We start from the raw sequence: 19,164 nt of genomic DNA, 5'->3' as shown, positions 1-19,164 counted from the left end.
GTCGTAGCTTGTAGTCTTAATGAATATTTGACGAACGCTAATGGCGCTTATGCCTGACTCTGCTCGCCCCACGCTTTGCTCCCTTTCCCGTCGGCAGTTTTTAGCCACTGCCGGCGCGCTTATGTTGGGCGCAGGGGTGGGGATATTTCCGGCGCCTGCGGCTGCTTTTAACCCACAGCGCTTGCGTCAAACTATGCAGCAGCAGTATGGGCAGCGCGGCCTTGTCGTATTAGAGGCATGGTTTGACTTGCTAGAGCGTCTACGTGGGCAGGAATTGCAGACGCAGCTGCGTGAGGTCAATGATTTTTTCAACCGACAAGTGCGCTGGGTTGACGACATTCATAATTGGGGCCATGAAGACTTTTGGGCCACACCGCTGGAAACCATGGGGCAGGGTCAAGGCGACTGCGAAGACTACTCTATCGCCAAATATATTACCCTTAAGCAGCTTGGCGTCCCAGGTGAACGCCTGAGAATGATTTATGTGCGTGCGCGTATTGGCCGTAGCCAAATTACCCAAGCCCACATGGTGCTTGGCTACTACACAACGCCAAACGCCGAGCCATTGGTACTCGACAACCTTGTACCCTCCATTAGCCCCGCCTCACAGCGCACCGACCTTGACCCCGTATTTAGCTTTAACAGCGAAGGACTATGGGCGGGCGGCTCATCAGAGTCACGTGCCGACCCGCTTGCCCGGTTATCGCGCTGGCGCAGCGTGGTGGAACGCATGCAATCACAAGGCTTCATTTAAAAGGATAAGGCACCATGTCACTGATTAAACAGCTTTGGCTGGCCATTATTGCGCTTCTTCTACTCTCGTTTGTCGGCAGCCTTGCCATCAGCATTGCCTCAAGCCGTGACTATATTGAGCAGGAAGTCCGCATTAAAAACGAAGACAACGCCACCGCGCTAGCGCTTTCAATGAGCCAGCTTGACAAAGATATCGTGATTCTTGAGCTGTTAATTGCTGCACAGTTTGATACCGGCTACTACCGCTCAATTGTATTAAAAGACACCGATGGCGAGGTGCTGGTTGAACGCACCGCTGGCGAGTATCGCGGCGATGTGCCTGCCTGGTTCCGTAACCTCATTCAATTTGATGTCCCTACAGGACGAGCCACCGTGCAGGATGGCTGGCGGCAGTTCGGCACCTTAGAACTTGAGAGCCAGCATAGCTTTGCTTATGCCTCTTTATGGCGCAGCATGTTGGAATTAGCAGGCTGGTTCTTACTGGCCGGGGCGATTAGTTTAGCCATTGCCACCGTACTGGTACGCGGTATCAAGCACCCGTTAACCCGTGTAGTTGCCCAGGCAAAAGATATCAGTGCCCGCCGCTTTACCACCATTAAAGAGCCCCGCACCTTAGAGCTGAAAGAAGTCGCTCAAGCGATGAATGTGCTTTCGGCCAACGTCCATCAAATGCTCAGCCAAGAGAGCCATAAGCTGGATGAGTTGCGTCGCGACCTTCAGCATGACCGAGTCACTGGCGCACTCAATCGTGATGTGTTCATGGGTAGGCTGGCATCACTGTTGAGTAGTGATGAGGCTCGCGCAACGGGCCTAATGGTCATGGTAAGGGTTCAAGCCCTGGAGCAGCTAAATGAGCAGTTAGGCCACCAGACAACGGATAGCTTATTGCGTGAGCTGGTCATACAACTTTCCAAGCTTGACGATGCCTCAGAAGAGGCCCTGGTAGGCCGCCTTAACGGCAGTGACTTCATGCTATTGCTGCCACTGGAAGAAGATACCCGTGCATTAGCGCCACGTGTTCGCCAAGCGCTTGATCAGGCACTTGAATCAGTGGGCCTGCTCTCCTCTCATACAACACTGCATCTGCCAGCGGCGATTGCTGCCTATTCACCCCACGATGATCGCGGCGCGCTTCTCGCCACGTTAGACGATGCCCTGGCAGAGGCTGAAAGCAGCAGTGCACACCGAGGTGTGGTTGTTCGTGAAGGTAAGCAAGGCTCACTGTTTAATACGCATGCCGAGTGGCGAACAGCTCTTAATACCGCTATTCACCAAGGGCCACAACTGGCCTACTTTCCTGTCGCTGATGCACAAAACAACGTGCTCCACTATGAGTGCCCCGCCCGCTTAGAGCTTGCAAATGCATGGCAAACAGCCGGTGTGTTTATTCCCTGGATATCACGCTTCGACTTAGAGCCAGCACTGGATATTGCCGTCGTTAAAAAAGCCTTGGAACAGCTCACGATTGATCCTACGCAAAAATTAGGGATTAACCTTTCGCTTGCCTCCATTACCAACGGGCAGTTTGTCATTGAGCTAAGAGCCCTGTTGGAGAAACAACCGCAGCTCGCCAAACAGCTCTGCTTTGAAGTGCCAGCAGTATTGAACGCGCACGCTATCGGCAGCTTACGGGGTTTGTGTACAGCGCTTAGACCGCTGGGATGTCAGTTCGGTATCGAACACGTAGGCGCTGAATTTACAAAGCTTGCCGATCTTCACGACGTGGGGCTTGCCTACCTAAAAGTGGACAGCAGCTTGATTCGCGGCATTCATACGTCTAGCGAGCAGCAAACCATTGTGCGTGGCATGGCAACCCTGTGCCATTCGCTGGGTATTCAGGTAATTGCAGAAGGGGTAACAGAGCAAGCGGAGCTGGAAAGCCTATTTCGTGCTGGCCTGGATGGCGCAACCGGGCCCGGCATCAGCCTCTAACGACAATATAAGCAATGGCATACACTACAGCAGCGCGTCTTACGACGCGCTTATTTAAATCAGCTCGTCCCCATCACCTAATAAATTGACATCGTTTTTAGAACGCAGTGATTTCCGCTCCATAATCTTACTCTGAGCGGCAGCAGGCAAATCGGTAAAGCTCAGCACCCCTTTCTCTAGCAACACTTCCAGCATATCTTCCACTACCCGCACGAACGCGAGATCTGACGCGATCATTTGCGCCGACTGCCCGGTTTGCTGAGCCAAAAAGGCAAACACCTCCGGCGAATCCGCCGCGATGGTGTCATCACACTCAGGCGATGGCTCCTTACTGAGCATCACAATCTCTCCTTGAGCATTGCGTTTGATATAAAGCATGGCGGCTTCCTCTGTTAGTCAACACGCTGCCGTGTTGCGAAACGTAAACCTGAGTGAGAGACAACAAGGCCGCCGGAGGCGGCCTTTGGTTGGGTGGGTGGTTACTCGATGTCAAGCTTGCCGTTATTGATCATGTATTGAATTACATCTTGTGAAGAAGAATCCGCTCCACCAAAGTCAGCGAAACTCTTACCTTCCAAGCGAATCACCTGATCTGCATTATTCTTATCGCTGCCCAAATTACCCTCGGAGTTGAGATAGAGCACAGTGTCGTCGCCTTCCTGCTCAGCGACGATGTAATCAGCTAGCGAGTCTTCACTCTTATAATCCAACAGCTGACGAATATCCAAGGCATTATCGCCATTACCAAAATCTCTAACCACATCAACGGCAGCATTACCTATCTCCCCCTCATCTCCCGCTTCCCAGAGGAAGATGTCGTTGCCATCCCCACCGATCAAGATGTCGTTGCCGGCACCACCGATTAGAATGTCGTTGCCAGCTTCTCCATAAAGGATATCGTCACCATCACCACCTCTCAGAGTATCATCCTGCAAACCGCCAACAATAAGATCGTCACCCTCACCGCCTTCCAGCGTGTTGGCAATATTGGTTTCTCCAAAGATAAAGTCTTTGATATCAGTGGACTCATTACCAAACTGATCTACTGAATTCACCTTAAGCTGCCCGGTACGGCCTACCAGCGAGCCAACGTCAAAGTTCCAGTTACCGTTGGCATCAATTGTCGTAGTGCCAAGCGCCTGCTCATTGCCACTTTCATCAATCTGGAAGATCTCAACACTGGAGTTCGGCATACCAGTGCCGTTAACACTGAACTCTCGGAAGCCGACATCCGTGTCATAAAGATCGTTGATAATATATTCAGTACCTGACCACCCGCCAAACCATCCGTAGGAGCCTGTTTGGACGCCGTTAGAATCGATCACGACCGAAACTAAATTGCCATTTACAGTTCCTTGCAATACCAGTATGTCTCTCGCTTCACCGGTAAAAGAGAAGTAATCAGACCGAGTAACCGCCATTACTTCTTCGAAGTTTCCATTAATTTGACCAGACCTATTTACTGTTTGCCAAGACACCAAATAAGTATCGCCCACAGCCATTAAAGCAGTTGAGTTACTGCCATCGACACTGGTTATAGACAAGTTAATAGTTCTAGCAACATCATTATTAGTCAAGCGACCCGTCACGCCATTATTGGTATTTGCCAGCTCTGTGGTAACACCAAACTGACTATTGGAAAGCTCTCCATCCCAAATCAACGAGGTGACTTCCACACCCTCCTCTTCCCGCAGCGCAAAGTCGGTAATGGAGACCGATGGCAAAATGAGGCCAGGCGCATCAGCCTCCGCAGTGGCTTCGTTGCCCACAGCGTCACTAACAGAGGCCTTAGCAGTGTAATCACCAACCGACAATGGACGAACTAGGCTTACTGACCACGTGCCATCAGTTTGTACCACCCCTGTAACCGTCTGCTCTACACCATTTGCATCAGTCACCACCACGGTCACCGTCGCGCCGATTTCATCGGACGTTCCGGTAATATCAGGCATGGTATTGTTGGTGTTCGTTGGTAAATCATCGAACGCGATTACCGGTGGTGTTAAGTCGATCTCGCCGGTTGTTTCTGCAGTTGCAACATTACCTACCACATCACTTACGCTCGCACCTACGTCGTAGACACCCTCTGCAAGTGGCGTAGTCACTTCTGCACTCCATGTGCCGTCAGCAAGTACTACTGCAGTCAGGGTTTGCTCAACATTATTGGCATCCGTCACCACCACGGTCACCATCGCGCCGATTTCATCGGACGTACCGGTAATGGTCGGCGTGGTGTCATTGCTGTCCGGCGCATCCACCCTCAGCGTCGGTGGAGTCGTGTCGAGTTCTACATAAGTATCAGCATCAACTTGGTTACCATTATTATCCGTGGCTGTAGCAATAATGGTCAGCTCACCGTCCACTAAACCACTGACGTCAACGTTAGCAACGCTGTAATCACCATGCATGTTAACTATTGCCGTCGCCGTCACGGTGTTGCCATTCTGGTCGGTGATGGTGATGGTCACTTCACTGTTTGCAGGAACGTCCTCGCTACTACCACGAATATTTATAATCGCGTCGGCGTGGTTTACTGCGGCCACGACGCTCAGTGCAGACTCAACCGCATCCAGCTCGGTACTGGTATCCGCTTCGATTTCGTTACCATTGTTATCCGTCGCAACCGCTTCGATGGTCAGCAGGCCGTCTTGCAGGCTGCTCACGTCTACGCCGTCGATGCTGTAGCTGCCGTCCGCTTGGACTGTGGCTTCTGCGGTCACCGTGGCACCGGTGGTGTCGGTGATGGTGAGCGCAACCACCTGGCCTTCGGCGACATCCGTGGTGCTGCCGCTGATGTCCAGGGTCGCGGCATCGTTATCCACGCTGGCATTCACGCTCAGTGCAGACTCAACCGCATCCAGCTCGGTACTGGTATCCGCTTCGATTTCGTTACCATTGTTATCCGTCGCAACCGCTTCGATGGTCAGCAGGCCGTCTTGCAGGCTGCTCACGTCTACGCCGTCGATGCTGTAGCTGCCGTCCGCTTGGACTGTGGCTTCTGCGGTCACCGTGGCACCGGTGGTGTCGGTGATGGTGAGCGCAACCACCTGGCCTTCGGCGACATCCGTGGTGCTGCCGCTGATGTCCAGGGTCGCGGCATCGTTATCCACGCTGGCATTCACGCTCAGTGCAGACTCAACCGCATCCAGCTCGGTACTGGTATCCGCTTCGATTTCGTTACCATTGTTATCCGTCGCAACCGCTTCGATGGTCAGCAGGCCGTCTTGCAGGCTGCTCACGTCTACGCCGTCGATGCTGTAGCTGCCGTCCGCTTGGACCGTGGCTTCTGCGGTCACCGTGGCACCGGTGGTGTCGGTGATGGTGATCGCCACCACGGTGCCTTCGGCGACATCCGTCGTGCTACCGCTGATGTCCAGCGTCGCAGCATCGTTATCCACGCTCGCATTCACGTTCAGCGCAGACTCAACCGCATCCAGCTCGGCAGTGGTGCTGCCATTGACTGGGTTTCCGTTGTTGTCGGTCGCAACCGCATCGATGGTCAGCGGGCCGTCGGTCAGCTCGCTCACGTCCACGTCGGCAACGCTGTAGTTGCCATCCGCATCCACGGTGGCTTGCGCAGTCACGGTTTCATCGTTCTGGTCGGTGATGGTGATCGCCACCACGGTGCCTTCGGCGACATCCGTCGTGCTACCGCTGATGTCCAGCGTCGCAGCATCGTTATCCACGCTCGCATTCACGTTCAGCGCAGACTCAACCGCATCCAGCTCGGCAGTGGTGCTGCCATTGACTGGGTTTCCGTTGTTGTCGGTCGCAACCGCATCGATGGTCAGCGGGCCGTCGGTCAGCTCGCTCACGTCCACGTCGGCAACGCTGTAGTTGCCATCCGCATCCACGGTGGCTTGCGCAGTCACGGTTTCATCGTTCTGGTCGGTGATGGTGATCGCCACCACGGTGCCTTCGGCGACATCCGTCGTGCTACCGCTGATGTCCAGCGTCGCAGCATCGTTATCCACGCTCGCATTCACGTTCAGCGCAGACTCAACCGCATCCAGCTCGGCAGTGGTGCTGCCATTGACTGGGTTTCCGTTGTTGTCGGTCGCAACCGCATCGATGGTCAGCGGGCCGTCGGTCAGCTCGCTCACGTCCACGTCGGCAACGCTGTAGTTGCCATCCGCATCCACGGTGGCTTGCGCAGTCACGGTTTCATCGTTCTGGTCGGTGATGGTGATCGCCACCACGGTGCCTTCGGCGACATCCGTCGTGCTACCGCTGATGTCCAGCGTCGCAGCATCGTTATCCACGCTCGCATTCACGTTCAGCGCAGACTCAACCGCATCCAGCTCGGCAGTGGTGCTGCCATTGACTGGGTTTCCGTTGTTGTCGGTCGCAACCGCATCGATGGTCAGCGGGCCGTCGGTCAGCTCGCTCACGTCCACGTCGGCAACGCTGTAGTTGCCATCCGCATCCACGGTGGCTTGCGCAGTCACGGTTTCATCGTTCTGGTCGGTGATGGTGATCGCCACCACGGTGCCTTCGGCGACATCCGTCGTGCTACCGCTGATGTCCAGCGTCGCAGCATCGTTATCCACGCTCGCATTCACGTTCAGCGCAGACTCAACCGCATCCAGCTCGGCAGTGGTGCTGCCATTGACTGGGTTTCCGTTGTTGTCGGTCGCAACCGCATCGATGGTCAGCGGGCCGTCGGTCAGCTCGCTCACGTCCACGTCGGCAACGCTGTAGTTGCCATCCGCATCCACGGTGGCTTGCGCAGTCACGGTTTCATCGTTCTGGTCGGTGATGGTGATCGCCACCACGGTGCCTTCGGCGACATCCGTCGTGCTACCGCTGATGTCCAGCGTCGCAGCATCGTTATCCACGCTCGCATTCACGTTCAGCGCAGACTCAACCGCATCCAGCTCGGCAGTGGTGCTGCCATTGACTGGGTTTCCGTTGTTGTCGGTCGCAACCGCATCGATGGTCAGCGGGCCGTCGGTCAGCTCGCTCACGTCCACGTCGGCAACGCTGTAGTTGCCATCCGCATCCACGGTGGCTTGCGCAGTCACGGTTTCATCGTTCTGGTCGGTGATGGTGATCGCCACCACGGTGCCTTCGGCGACATCCGTCGTGCTACCGCTGATGTCCAGCGTCGCAGCATCGTTATCCACGCTCGCATTCACGTTCAGCGCAGACTCAACCGCATCCAGCTCGGCAGTGGTGCTGCCATTGACTGGGTTTCCGTTGTTGTCAGTCGCAACCGCATCGATGGTCAGCGGGCCGTCGGTCAGCTCGCTCACGTCCACGTCGGCAACGCTGTAGTTGCCATCCGCATCCACGGTGGCTTGCGCAGTCACGGTTTCATCGTTCTGGTCGGTGATGGTGATCGCCACCACGGTGCCTTCGGCGACATCCGTCGTGCTACCGCTGATGTCCAGCGTCGCAGCATCGTTATCCACGCTCGCATTCACGTTCAGCGCAGACTCAACCGCATCCAGCTCGGCAGTGGTGCTGCCATTGACTGGGTTTCCGTTGTTGTCGGTCGCAACCGCATCGATGGTCAGCGGGCCGTCGGTCAGCTCGCTCACGTCCACGTCGGCAACGCTGTAGTTGCCATCCGCATCCACGGTGGCTTGCGCAGTCACGGTTTCATCGTTCTGGTCGGTGATGGTGATCGCCACCACGGTGCCTTCGGCGACATCCGTCGTGCTACCGCTGATGTCCAGCGTCGCAGCATCGTTATCCACGCTCGCATTCACGTTCAGCGCAGACTCAACCGCATCCAGCTCGGCAGTGGTGCTGCCATTGACTGGGTTTCCGTTGTTGTCGGTCGCAACCGCATCGATGGTCAGCGGGCCGTCGGTCAGCTCGCTCACGTCCACGTCGGCAACGCTGTAGTTGCCATCCGCATCCACGGTGGCTTGCGCAGTCACGGTTTCATCGTTCTGGTCGGTGATGGTGATCGCCACCACGGTGCCTTCGGCGACATCCGTCGTGCTACCGCTGATGTCCAGCGTCGCAGCATCGTTATCCACGCTCGCATTCACGTTCAGCGCAGACTCAACCGCATCCAGCTCGGCAGTGGTGCTGCCATTGACTGGGTTTCCGTTGTTGTCGGTCGCAACCGCATCGATGGTCAGCGGGCCGTCGGTCAGCTCGCTCACGTCCACGTCGGCAACGCTGTAGTTGCCATCCGCATCCACGGTGGCTTGCGCAGTCACGGTTTCATCGTTCTGGTCGGTGATGGTGATCGCCACCACGGTGCCTTCGGCGACATCCGTCGTGCTACCGCTGATGTCCAGCGTCGCAGCATCGTTATCCACGCTCGCATTCACGTTCAGCGCAGACTCAACCGCATCCAGCTCGGCAGTGGTGCTGCCATTGACTGGGTTTCCGTTGTTGTCGGTCGCAACCGCATCGATGGTCAGCGGGCCGTCGGTCAGCTCGCTCACGTCCACGTCGGCAACGCTGTAGTTGCCATCCGCATCCACGGTGGCTTGCGCAGTCACGGTTTCATCGTTCTGGTCGGTGATGGTGATCGCCACCACGGTGCCTTCGGCGACATCCGTCGTGCTACCGCTGATGTCCAGCGTCGCAGCATCGTTATCCACGCTCGCATTCACGTTCAGCGCAGACTCAACCGCATCCAGCTCGGCAGTGGTGCTGCCATTGACTGGGTTTCCGTTGTTGTCGGTCGCAACCGCATCGATGGTCAGCGGGCCGTCGGTCAGCTCGCTCACGTCCACGTCGGCAACGCTGTAGTTGCCATCCGCATCCACGGTGGCTTGCGCAGTCACGGTTTCATCGTTCTGGTCGGTGATGGTGATCGCCACCACGGTGCCTTCGGCGACATCCGTCGTGCTACCGCTGATGTCCAGCGTCGCAGCATCGTTATCCACGCTCGCATTCACGTTCAGCGCAGACTCAACCGCATCCAGCTCGGCAGTGGTGCTGCCATTGACTGGGTTTCCGTTGTTGTCGGTCGCAACCGCATCGATGGTCAGCGGGCCGTCGGTCAGCTCGCTCACGTCCACGTCGGCAACGCTGTAGTTGCCATCCGCATCCACGGTGGCTTGCGCAGTCACGGTTTCATCGTTCTGGTCGGTGATGGTGATCGCCACCACGGTGCCTTCGGCGACATCCGTCGTGCTACCGCTGATGTCCAGCGTCGCAGCATCGTTATCCACGCTCGCATTCACGTTCAGCGCAGACTCAACCGCATCCAGCTCGGCAGTGGTGCTGCCATTGACTGGGTTTCCGTTGTTGTCGGTCGCAACCGCATCGATGGTCAGCGGGCCGTCGGTCAGCTCGCTCACGTCCACGTCGGCAACGCTGTAGTTGCCATCCGCATCCACGGTGGCTTGCGCAGTCACGGTTTCATCGTTCTGGTCGGTGATGGTGATCGCCACCACGGTGCCTTCGGCGACATCCGTCGTGCTACCGCTGATGTCCAGCGTCGCAGCATCGTTATCCACGCTCGCATTCACGTTCAGCGCAGACTCAACCGCATCCAGCTCGGCAGTGGTGCTGCCATTGACTGGGTTTCCGTTGTTGTCGGTCGCAACCGCATCGATGGTCAGCGGGCCGTCGGTCAGCTCGCTCACGTCCACGTCGGCAACGCTGTAGTTGCCATCCGCATCCACGGTGGCTTGCGCAGTCACGGTTTCATCGTTCTGGTCGGTGATGGTGATCGCCACCACGGTGCCTTCGGCGACATCCGTCGTGCTACCGCTGATGTCCAGCGTCGCAGCATCGTTATCCACGCTCGCATTCACGTTCAGCGCAGACTCAACCGCATCCAGCTCGGCAGTGGTGCTGCCATTGACTGGGTTTCCGTTGTTGTCGGTCGCAACCGCATCGATGGTCAGCGGGCCGTCGGTCAGCTCGCTCACGTCCACGTCGGCAACGCTGTAGTTGCCATCCGCATCCACGGTGGCTTGCGCAGTCACGGTTTCATCGTTCTGGTCGGTGATGGTGATCGCCACCACGGTGCCTTCGGCGACATCCGTCGTGCTACCGCTGATGTCCAGCGTCGCAGCATCGTTATCCACGCTCGCATTCACGTTCAGCGCAGACTCAACCGCATCCAGCTCGGCAGTGGTGCTGCCATTGACTGGGTTTCCGTTGTTGTCGGTCGCAACCGCATCGATGGTCAGCGGGCCGTCGGTCAGCTCGCTCACGTCCACGTCGGCAACGCTGTAGTTGCCATCCGCATCCACGGTGGCTTGCGCAGTCACGGTTTCATCGTTCTGGTCGGTGATGGTGATGTTCACCACACCATTTTCAGGCACATCCGTGGTGCTGCCGCTGATGTCCAGCGTCGCGGCGTCGTTATCCACGGTGGCATTCACGCTCAGCGCAGATTCAACCGCATCCAGTACCGCACTGGTGTCAGCTTCAATGGTGTTGCCGTTGTTGTCGGTCGCCACCGCGTCGATGGTCAGCGGGCCGTCGGTCAGGCTTTCCACGTTGACGTTTTCAACCAGGTAGTTGCCATCGGCACCCACGGTGGCTTGGGCAGTCACGGTGTTCGCCGTTCTGGTCGGTGATGGTGATGTTCACCACACCATTTTCAGGCGACATCCGTGGTGCTGCCGCTGATGTCCAGCGTCGCGGCGTCGTTATCCACGGTGGCATTCACGCTCAGCGCAGATTCAACCGCATCCAGTACCGCACTGGTGTCAGCTTCAATGGTGTTGCCGTTGTTGTCGGTCGCCACCGCGTCGATGGTCAGCGGGCCGTCGGTCAGGCTTTCCACATTGACGTTTTCAACCAGGTAGTTGCCATCGGCACCCACGGTGGCTTGGGCAGTCACGGTGTTGCCGTTCTGGTCGGTGATGGTGATGTTCACCACACCATTTTCAGGCACATCCGTGGTGCTGCCGCTGATGTCCAGCGTCGCGGCGTCGTTATCCACGGTGGCATTCACGCTCAGCGCAGATTCAACCGCATCCAGTACCGCACTGGTGTCAGCTTCAATGGTGTTGCCGTTGTTGTCGGTCGCCACCGCGTCGATGGTCAGCGGGCCGTCGGTCAGGCTTTCCACGTTGACGTTTTCAACCAGGTAGTTGCCATCGGCACCCACGGTGGCTTGGGCAGTCACGGTGTTGCCGTTCTGGTCGGTGATGGTGATGTTCACCACACCATTTTCAGGCACATCCGTGGTGCTGCCGCTGATGTCCAGCGTCGCGGCGTCGTTATCCACGGTGGCATTCACGCTCAGCGCAGATTCAACCGCATCCAGTACCGCACTGGTGTCAGCTTCAATGGTGTTGCCGTTGTTGTCGGTCGCCACCGCGTCGATGGTCAGCGGGCCGTCGGTCAGGCTTTCCACGTTGACGTTTTCAACCAGGTAGTTGCCATCGGCACCCACGGTGGCTTGGGCAGTCACGGTGTTGCCGTTCTGGTCGGTGATGGTGATGTTCACCACACCATTTTCAGGCACATCCGTGGTGCTGCCGCTGATGTCCAGCGTCGCGGCGTCGTTATCCACGGTGGCATTCACGCTCAGCGCAGATTCAACCGCATCCAGTACCGCACTGGTGTCAGCTTCAATGGTGTTGCCGTTGTTGTCGGTCGCCACCGCGTCGATGGTCAGCGGGCCGTCGGTCAGGCTTTCCACGTTGACGTTTTCAACCAGGTAGTTGCCATCGGCACCCACGGTGGCTTGGGCAGTCACGGTGTTGCCGTTCTGGTCGGTGATGGTGATGTTCACCACACCATTTTCAGGCACATCCGTGGTGCTGCCGCTGATGTCCAGCGTCGCGGCGTCGTTATCCACGGTGGCATTCACGCTCAGCGCAGATTCAACCGCATCCAGTACCGCACTGGTGTCAGCTTCAATGGTGTTGCCGTTGTTGTCGGTCGCCACCGCGTCGATGGTCAGCGGGCCGTCGGTCAGGCTTTCCACGTTGACGTTTTCAACCAGGTAGTTGCCATCGGCACCCACGGTGGCTTGGGCAGTCACGGTGTTGCCGTTCTGGTCGGTGATGGTGATGTTCACCACACCATTTTCAGGCACATCCGTGGTGCTGCCGCTGATGTCCAGCGTCGCGGCGTCGTTATCCACGGTGGCATTCACGCTCAGCGCAGATTCAACCGCATCCAGTACCGCACTGGTGTCAGCTTCAATGGTGTTGCCGTTGTTGTCGGTCGCCACCGCGTCGATGGTCAGCGGGCCGTCGGTCAGGCTTTCCACGTTGACGTTTTCAACCAGGTAGTTGCCATCGGCACCCACGGTGGCTTGGGCAGTCACGGTGTTGCCGTTCTGGTCGGTGATAGTGATGTTCACCACACCATTTTCAGGCACATCCGTGGTGCTGCCGCTGATGTCCAGCGTCGCGGCGTCGTTGTCCACGGTGGCATTCACGCTCAGCGCAGATTCAACCGCATCCAGTACCGCACTGGTGTCAGCTTCAATGGTGTTGCCGTTGTTGTCGGTCGCCACCGCGTCGATGGTCAGCGGGCCGTCGGTCAGGCTTTCCACGTTGACGTTTTCAACCAGGTAGTTGCCATCGGCACCCACGGTGGCTTGGGCAGTCACGGTGTTGCCGTTCTGGTCGGTGATGGTGATGTTCACCACACCATTTTCAGGCACATCCGTGGTGCTGCCGCTGATGTCCAGCGTCGCGGCGTCGTTATCCACGGTGGCATTCACGCTCAGCGCAGATTCAACCGCATCCAGTACCGCACTGGTGTCAGCTTCAATGGTGTTGCCGTTGTTGTCGGTCGCCACCGCGTCGATGGTCAGCGGGCCGTCGGTCAGGCTTTCCACGTTGACGTTTTCAACCAGGTAGTTGCCATCGGCACCCACGGTGGCTTGGGCAGTCACGGTGTTGCCGTTCTGGTCGGTGATGGTGATCGCCACCACGCTGCCGGCGGCCACGTCAACGCTGGTGCCGCTGATGTCCAGGGTGGCGTCGCCGTTGTCCACGGCGGCGGTCACGGTGAGCTCGCTAACAACGGTTTCGACCGTTCCTGTGTCACTAGTCGTACCCGTATTACCCGCCGCATCGGTAATGCTGGCATCTACGGTGTAGTCGCCTTCGGCCAGCGCAGTTTCTACCTCCACGCTCCAAGTGCCGTCATCGCCGACTACTGCTTCCAGCTCTTGGCGATTGCCTGCTGCGTCTGTAACCACAACACTCACGGTACCGCCAATTTCGTCTGAGGTACCATTGATCGTCGGCGTGGTGTCGTTGCCACTAGGTGCGTCAATAGTGAGTAAAGGTGCAGTAGTGTCGATCACACCGCCACCAGAAGCAGTGCCTGTGTTACCCGCCGCATCCGTAATACTGGCATCTACGGTGTAGTCGCCTTCGGCTAGCGGCGTGGTTACTTCAACACTCCACGTGCCGTCAGATCCCACCACTGACTCTAGCTCTTGGGTATTGCCTGCAGCATCGGTGACGATGACTGTGACCGTGCCGCCAACTTCACTGGAAGTGCCGGTAATTATCGGCGTATTGTCGTTGCCGCTGGGGGCGTCGACAGTAAGTGTGGGAGGAGTAGTATCAACAACGACAGTGTCTGCATCATCAGTGGCAACCGCGACGGCTCCGCCACCAAACTCAACGAACTCCGCACCGTCTAGGCCTCCGTCAGTGCTAAAGGCCAACGGGTCGGTTTCTTCCGCGACTCGCGCAACGCGCACGAAGCTACTCCCGCCACCGCCGCCACCACCGGCGCCAGCACCTGCTGCAGTGGCATCAAGTAGCTCGAGTAGGTCACCGTCATCATCTAATGCTGACAAAAGTGCCTCAAGGTCATCATCCATCGCACTGGCGTCTTCTGTCGCTACGATGAGATCACTGTCTAACTCAGGAGTGACGGCAACTTCCTGACCACCTTCGACGACATTGGCGCCGCTGCCGTCGGCAAAATCTAGCTGCACTTGGCCATTGGCAGAGGTAATTAAGACCTCGCCTTCTTGCAGCACATCACCAATACGCAACTCGCGAATATTACCTGCTTCATCACGCGCCCAAGCTTGGCCAGAAATTGCAATAATGGTTGCAGCTGCCATGTGTCACTCCTCGATCACAAATGTAGAGCCACTGTTCTAGTAAATTGGCACCAGACTGAATAGCGGCATATATGTCGATACTAGGAGGTAAGACAACAGAAAAGTATTGTACCGATGGACAAAAAAGCGCGCCTTATGAGGAGGCGCGCTTCAGGTATCAACAGACTATCTCATTAGAGTAACTAGCTTATAGTGAGGGCTATTAATTGGCTGTTTGTTCAGAAACAGGCGCCAGCTTTAATATCAGCTGTAAACGGTCACGCACCGTTAGCTTTTTGAAAATAGCGCTTAGATGCGCTTTCACCGTACGCTCAGTAATATCTAACTGGCGTGCTACTTCTTTATTAGTAGCACCTTTCGCAACCGCGAGTGCCACACCGCGCTCCCGTTCGGTCAATTGTTCCAGGCACTCGCTATATTGGAAAGCATTCCCCTCACCTTGCTGTTGCAGTGCTTTGAATGATCCACCCAATACTTTAGCCAGCAGCGCCTGCCCCACCCACACCCCTTGATTGCTAACCACCAGCGCAACTTGCCTAAGCACATCAGAAGCCGCGAGCGTATGTACATAGCCTCTCGCACCAAGATCGAGTGCTTTCAAGGCTTCTCGATCATCAGGCGCGTAGCTCATCACTACTGCAACTGCTCCTTTTGCGGTCACTGTGGTGGTGAGGGCATTCCAATCTTCAAGCGTTGTTAGCAACCAAACCACATCGTTGGGCTTGAGCTGGTCACTCAGCGTATTAGGTGTCGACGCAGTCGCCTCGGGGAACGCTTTTTTCCAACGGGCTTTTAGGCTGCCATCTGTTGTTATAAACCAGTGCTTCATTAGCGCTCCCCCATGGAATCTCGCCATGCTCTTAAGACAGGCTTAAGCAGGAACTGCATCACCGTTCGCTTACCTGTCACAATGTCTACCTGTGCCGTCATGCCAGGAATGACCTGAAGCCGCTCGGCGATGTTTTCATCTTCCGTGCTGCGCACACGCACCAAGTAGAAGGTATTGCCATCATCATCAGTGATAGTGTCCGCACTAATGTGATCAAGCTCTGCCTGCAGCCCACCAAAAATGGCGTAATCGTAGGCAGTAAGCTTAATAGTCGCCGACTGCCCAGGGTGCAGGAACGCAATATCTTGGGGGGCGATTCGCGCCTCTACCAGCAACTGCTCATCACTGGGCACAATTTCGACAACCTCTTGGCCAGGCTGAGCAACGCCACCGATAGTGTTGATGTGAAGCCGCTGGACCACACCATCTACAGGCGAACGAATTTCGGTCAGTCGCACGCGATCCTGTAAACCCGTGCCCGATTGCTGGAGCGCATTGAGATCACCTGAGACTTGCGCCAGGTCGTTGCGCCACTCGCTCCTTCGTTCTGCCCCTAGCTCTCGTAGCTGTGTTTGGGCTTCCTCTACGGCGGCCTCTAAGCGTGATACGGCTGCATCTGCTTGATTACGCTCGCCGGTCGCTCTGGAAACTTCACGCTGCAGACGAAGCACCTCTACTTCTGAAACAGCACCTGAGGCAAGTAGCGGCCGGGTTAAGTTCAGCTCTTGGCCAGCCATATTGGCTTCGCGTTGTGCAGTATCTCTGCGTGCCTGTGCTTCTCTGAGCTCTTCACGGCGCTGACGAATGCGATCATTCAGCACTGTTTCCTGCTCTCTAAGCTCCTCTCGTCTGCTTTCGTAGACATCGCGCTCTTGCATAACAATACCAGGCACTTCTTGGCGTAACTCCTCGGAAGGCTCAAACGCTGTATTAGTTGCTAACGCGCGTAAGCGCTCCGCCCGGGCTTCCAGCGCAAACCGCTGTGCTCGGTTTTCACGAAAGTCTGACACAAACCGAGTGGGGTCAATTTGCATAAGCACTTCGCCTGCACTGACCACCTGCCCCTCCCTTACCCTGATCTGCTCGACCACGCCACCATCAAACGACTGGATACGCTGTAACTGGCTAGCAGGAATTACCCGCCCCGCCCCACGAGTTACTTCATCAATCGGGGCAAAATAAGCCCACGTGATAAGCGAGATAATGGTAAGCAAAACGGTATAGAGAAAAACCCGAGCTCGAATAGGCTCTTGCTGCATTCGTGCCCAGTCAGTATCACTCGCCCAGTCACGACTGAGATGCGCAGAAGTAACACGCCGTGCGAATAGGCGATCCATAAAGGGGCGAAACGGTTTTTGACCTTTTTCCGAGAAACGCCCTATGGCTTCGAAGCCTTTTTGTTCTGAGGTTGAAGAGGGTTTCTTAGTCATTACGACGCCCTCCCAATCTGCCCTTTCCGCAATGCTTCAACTACCGTATCACGAGGGCCATCGGCCACTACCTTACCGGCATCCATAACAACGATACGGTCCACAAGAGAGAGTAACGAAGTGCGATGTGTCACCACCAATATCGTTTTACCTGCGGCTACTTTGGTGAGATTGGCCTTAAACGCCTCTTCGCTGGCGTTATCCATCGAGCTAGTAGGCTCATCCAATAATAGAACAGGAGGGTCTTGCACCATCGCCCTGGCAATAGCGACTGCCTGTTTCTGCCCACCAGAGAGGGCTTGTCCACGCTCGCCTACCTGAAGATCAATGCCATTAGGATGGCTATTCACCAATGACTCTAAGCCAGCGATTTCGATAGCTCTTAGTAGCGCCTCATCATCTATGCGGTCGCTTCCGCCGCCTGCCACAATGTTGTCGCGCAATGAGCCAGCGAAAAGGCTTACATCTTGAGGTACATAACCAATGTGACGACGCAGCTGAAGAGGGTCTAATTGACGAATATCGACGTTATCAATGAGCACCGCGCCCGATGTGGGTTGGTAAAATCCTAATAAAAGCTTATTGAGAGAAGACTTACCGCAACCAATACGGCCCAGCAAAGCAACTTTTTCGCCCGCTTTTATAGAAATAGAAACATCTCGCAGCGCTTCGCGCTCTTCATCAGGGTAGCGTAACGTGACTTTATCCAAACGGATGCTGCCAGCAACATTGGGCTTTTCTACATAAGCTTTACCTTCGTGACGCTCAACCTGTTTACCCATCACGTTATTCAACGCCTCTAATGCCGTTGAAGACTGGTGATACTGCGCTAATAAAGCGGCGGCTTGACTAATAGGCGCCATCGCTCGAGACGAAAGCATATAAGCCGCAATTAACCCACCCTGAGTCAGGTTGCCCTCAATGATCTGGTATACACCCACAATAATGACGCACACCGCTACGCTATGCTGGGCCCATTGAGCAACATTGGAGACTGATGTGCTCACCAAACGTAGTTGAGCAGAGGTTCTTGAAAGAAAAGCAGACGCTTTTTCCCAGTGGCGTTGAATCCGACTTTCCGCCCTTAATGCTTTTACATTTTCCAGCTGCGAGACCGACTCGACTAAGAGCGCGTTACGCTGTGCACCCACTTCCCAGGTGGTTTGTGAAAGCTCGTGGAGCTTGCCTTGCGCGGCCAGCGCATAAAGCAGCACAAATACGATACCCACCAGTACAGGTAGCACTAACCAAGGATTAATTAACGCAATAATGGCGGCAAAAAGCAGTACGAAGGGCAAATCAACAATGCCTATGACCGTCGCGGATCCGATAAACGCACGCACTGACTCAAACGACTGAAGTGTTGCCGTAAAAGAGCCAGTAGACGCTGGACGCTCTTCCAAGCGCATCCCTAGCACTTTAGCCATGATTGAAGAGGAGAGCTTTACATCAGCACGACTAGCCGCCAAATCAACAAAACTACTGCGCATTAGGCGCAGTGCCAAGTCGAAACACAACACAATAAAAATACCTAATGCGAGCACCCAGAGGGTCTCCGTCGCCTGATTAGGCACTACGCGATCATAGACATTGAGCACAAACAGCGGCATCGCCAAAGCAAACATGTTAATAGCAATTGAGCCAAGCACGATATCGCGGTACAGCCGCCTGCTCTCACGAATGACCCCCCAGAACCAGTGCTGGTCTCGGCGCTTTTTAACGCCAGGTTCTGAAGTACTGTCAACGCGAAACTTAGGCCGTACGTAGATTGCCTCGCCACTGTAACCAGAATACAGCTCCTCCAAAGGCACCTCTAAATCAGCCTCTGAAAGCTCTGGAAAGATAACCCGTGCTTTTTGCTGTTTAAGGTCTAGCCCTAAAAGGACGCACGCGCGACCAGGCTCCAGCAATAGAATCGCAGGAAACAGGGCGGGATTAAGCGCTGACAAATTGCTTTTTACAATTCTGGCGGTTAACCCTGCCCGTGAAGCTGCTCGTCCAAATACTGATGGAATAAGCTTGCCTTGCTCTAACGGCAAACCAGCCTTTAAAGCCTCAGATGACACTTCATGCTGATGATAGGAAGCAACCGTTTTCAAACATTCCAACAGTTCATCGCTTGGCTCCTGCCCATTACTACGGGCAGCTTCAGACACTCTCAGCTGACTTTGCGTCACAGAAACCTCATTTTCCTTCCGAAATATGAATATCCCGGATGACTAGATGCACATAGCTCACAA

Annotated in this window: 8 protein-coding genes; 2 read left to right on the top strand and 6 right to left on the bottom strand. The window is 55.8% G+C overall.

The genetic code is table 11. The features are described from left to right. Positions 1–40 precede the first annotated feature (40 nt). Together P8S54_RS16620 and P8S54_RS16615 are read left to right on the top strand one after the other, a co-directional pair. Positions 41–754, top strand: a complete 714-nt coding sequence (locus P8S54_RS16620; RefSeq protein WP_281442619.1) for a transglutaminase-like cysteine peptidase — start codon at positions 41–43, stop codon at positions 752–754. 14 nt (positions 755–768) lie between these two features. Continuing rightward, a complete protein-coding gene (locus P8S54_RS16615) occupies positions 769–2,685 on the top strand; it encodes an EAL domain-containing protein (protein ID WP_281442618.1) in 1,917 nt (638 codons plus the stop codon). 54 nt (positions 2,686–2,739) lie between these two features. Here P8S54_RS16615 and P8S54_RS16610 read toward each other — a convergent pair whose 3' ends face one another. The 6 genes from P8S54_RS16610 to P8S54_RS16585 form a co-directional block, all read right to left on the bottom strand. Further along, entirely contained in the window at positions 2,740–3,063 is a 324-nt protein-coding gene (locus P8S54_RS16610; RefSeq protein ID WP_281442617.1) for a tryptophan synthase subunit beta like protein, read from the bottom strand. A 101-nt stretch (positions 3,064–3,164) separates the two neighbouring features. Continuing rightward, entirely contained in the window at positions 3,165–11,165 is an 8,001-nt protein-coding gene (locus P8S54_RS16605; protein ID WP_281442616.1) for an Ig-like domain-containing protein, read from the bottom strand. 47 nt (positions 11,166–11,212) lie between these two features. Continuing rightward, complete coding sequence (locus tag P8S54_RS16600; protein ID WP_281442615.1) at positions 11,213–14,665, bottom strand: retention module-containing protein; 3,453 nt, start codon at positions 14,663–14,665, stop codon at positions 11,213–11,215. A gap of 202 nt (positions 14,666–14,867) precedes the next feature. After that, positions 14,868–15,494, bottom strand: a complete 627-nt coding sequence (locus tag P8S54_RS16595; RefSeq protein WP_281442614.1) for a response regulator transcription factor — start codon at positions 15,492–15,494, stop codon at positions 14,868–14,870. Then, the gene (locus P8S54_RS16590) at positions 15,494–16,924 is read right to left on the bottom strand and encodes an HlyD family type I secretion periplasmic adaptor subunit (RefSeq protein WP_281442613.1); all 1,431 of its coding nucleotides are present in this window, start codon (positions 16,922–16,924) and stop codon (positions 15,494–15,496) included. Before P8S54_RS16590 ends, P8S54_RS16595 begins: the two co-directional genes overlap by 1 nt. Then, a complete protein-coding gene (locus P8S54_RS16585; protein WP_281442612.1) occupies positions 16,924–19,101 on the bottom strand; it encodes a type I secretion system permease/ATPase in 2,178 nt (725 codons plus the stop codon). The genes P8S54_RS16590 and P8S54_RS16585 overlap by 1 nt, the downstream gene beginning before the upstream one ends. Positions 19,102–19,164: the final 63 nt, after the last annotated feature.

This window comes from Halomonas sp. M1 (genome assembly GCF_029581375.1).
Classification (GTDB): Bacteria; Pseudomonadota; Gammaproteobacteria; order Pseudomonadales; family Halomonadaceae; genus Vreelandella.
This window is presented reverse-complemented; position numbering and strand designations above follow the sequence as displayed.

Bases quoted from the DNA above. Each gene is read 5' to 3' on its own strand.
- P8S54_RS16620 (WP_281442619.1), top strand. From the start codon at position 41: ATGGCGCTTATGCCTGACTCTGCTCGCCCCACGCTTTGCTCCCTTTCC.
- P8S54_RS16615 (WP_281442618.1), top strand. From the start codon at position 769: ATGTCACTGATTAAACAGCTTTGGCTGGCCATTATTGCGCTTCTTCTA.
- P8S54_RS16610 (WP_281442617.1), bottom strand. From the start codon at position 3,063: ATGCTTTATATCAAACGCAATGCTCAAGGAGAGATTGTGATGCTCAGT.
- P8S54_RS16600 (WP_281442615.1), bottom strand. From the start codon at position 14,665: ATGGCAGCTGCAACCATTATTGCAATTTCTGGCCAAGCTTGGGCGCGT.
- P8S54_RS16595 (WP_281442614.1), bottom strand. From the start codon at position 15,494: ATGAAGCACTGGTTTATAACAACAGATGGCAGCCTAAAAGCCCGTTGG.
- P8S54_RS16590 (WP_281442613.1), bottom strand. From the start codon at position 16,924: ATGACTAAGAAACCCTCTTCAACCTCAGAACAAAAAGGCTTCGAAGCC.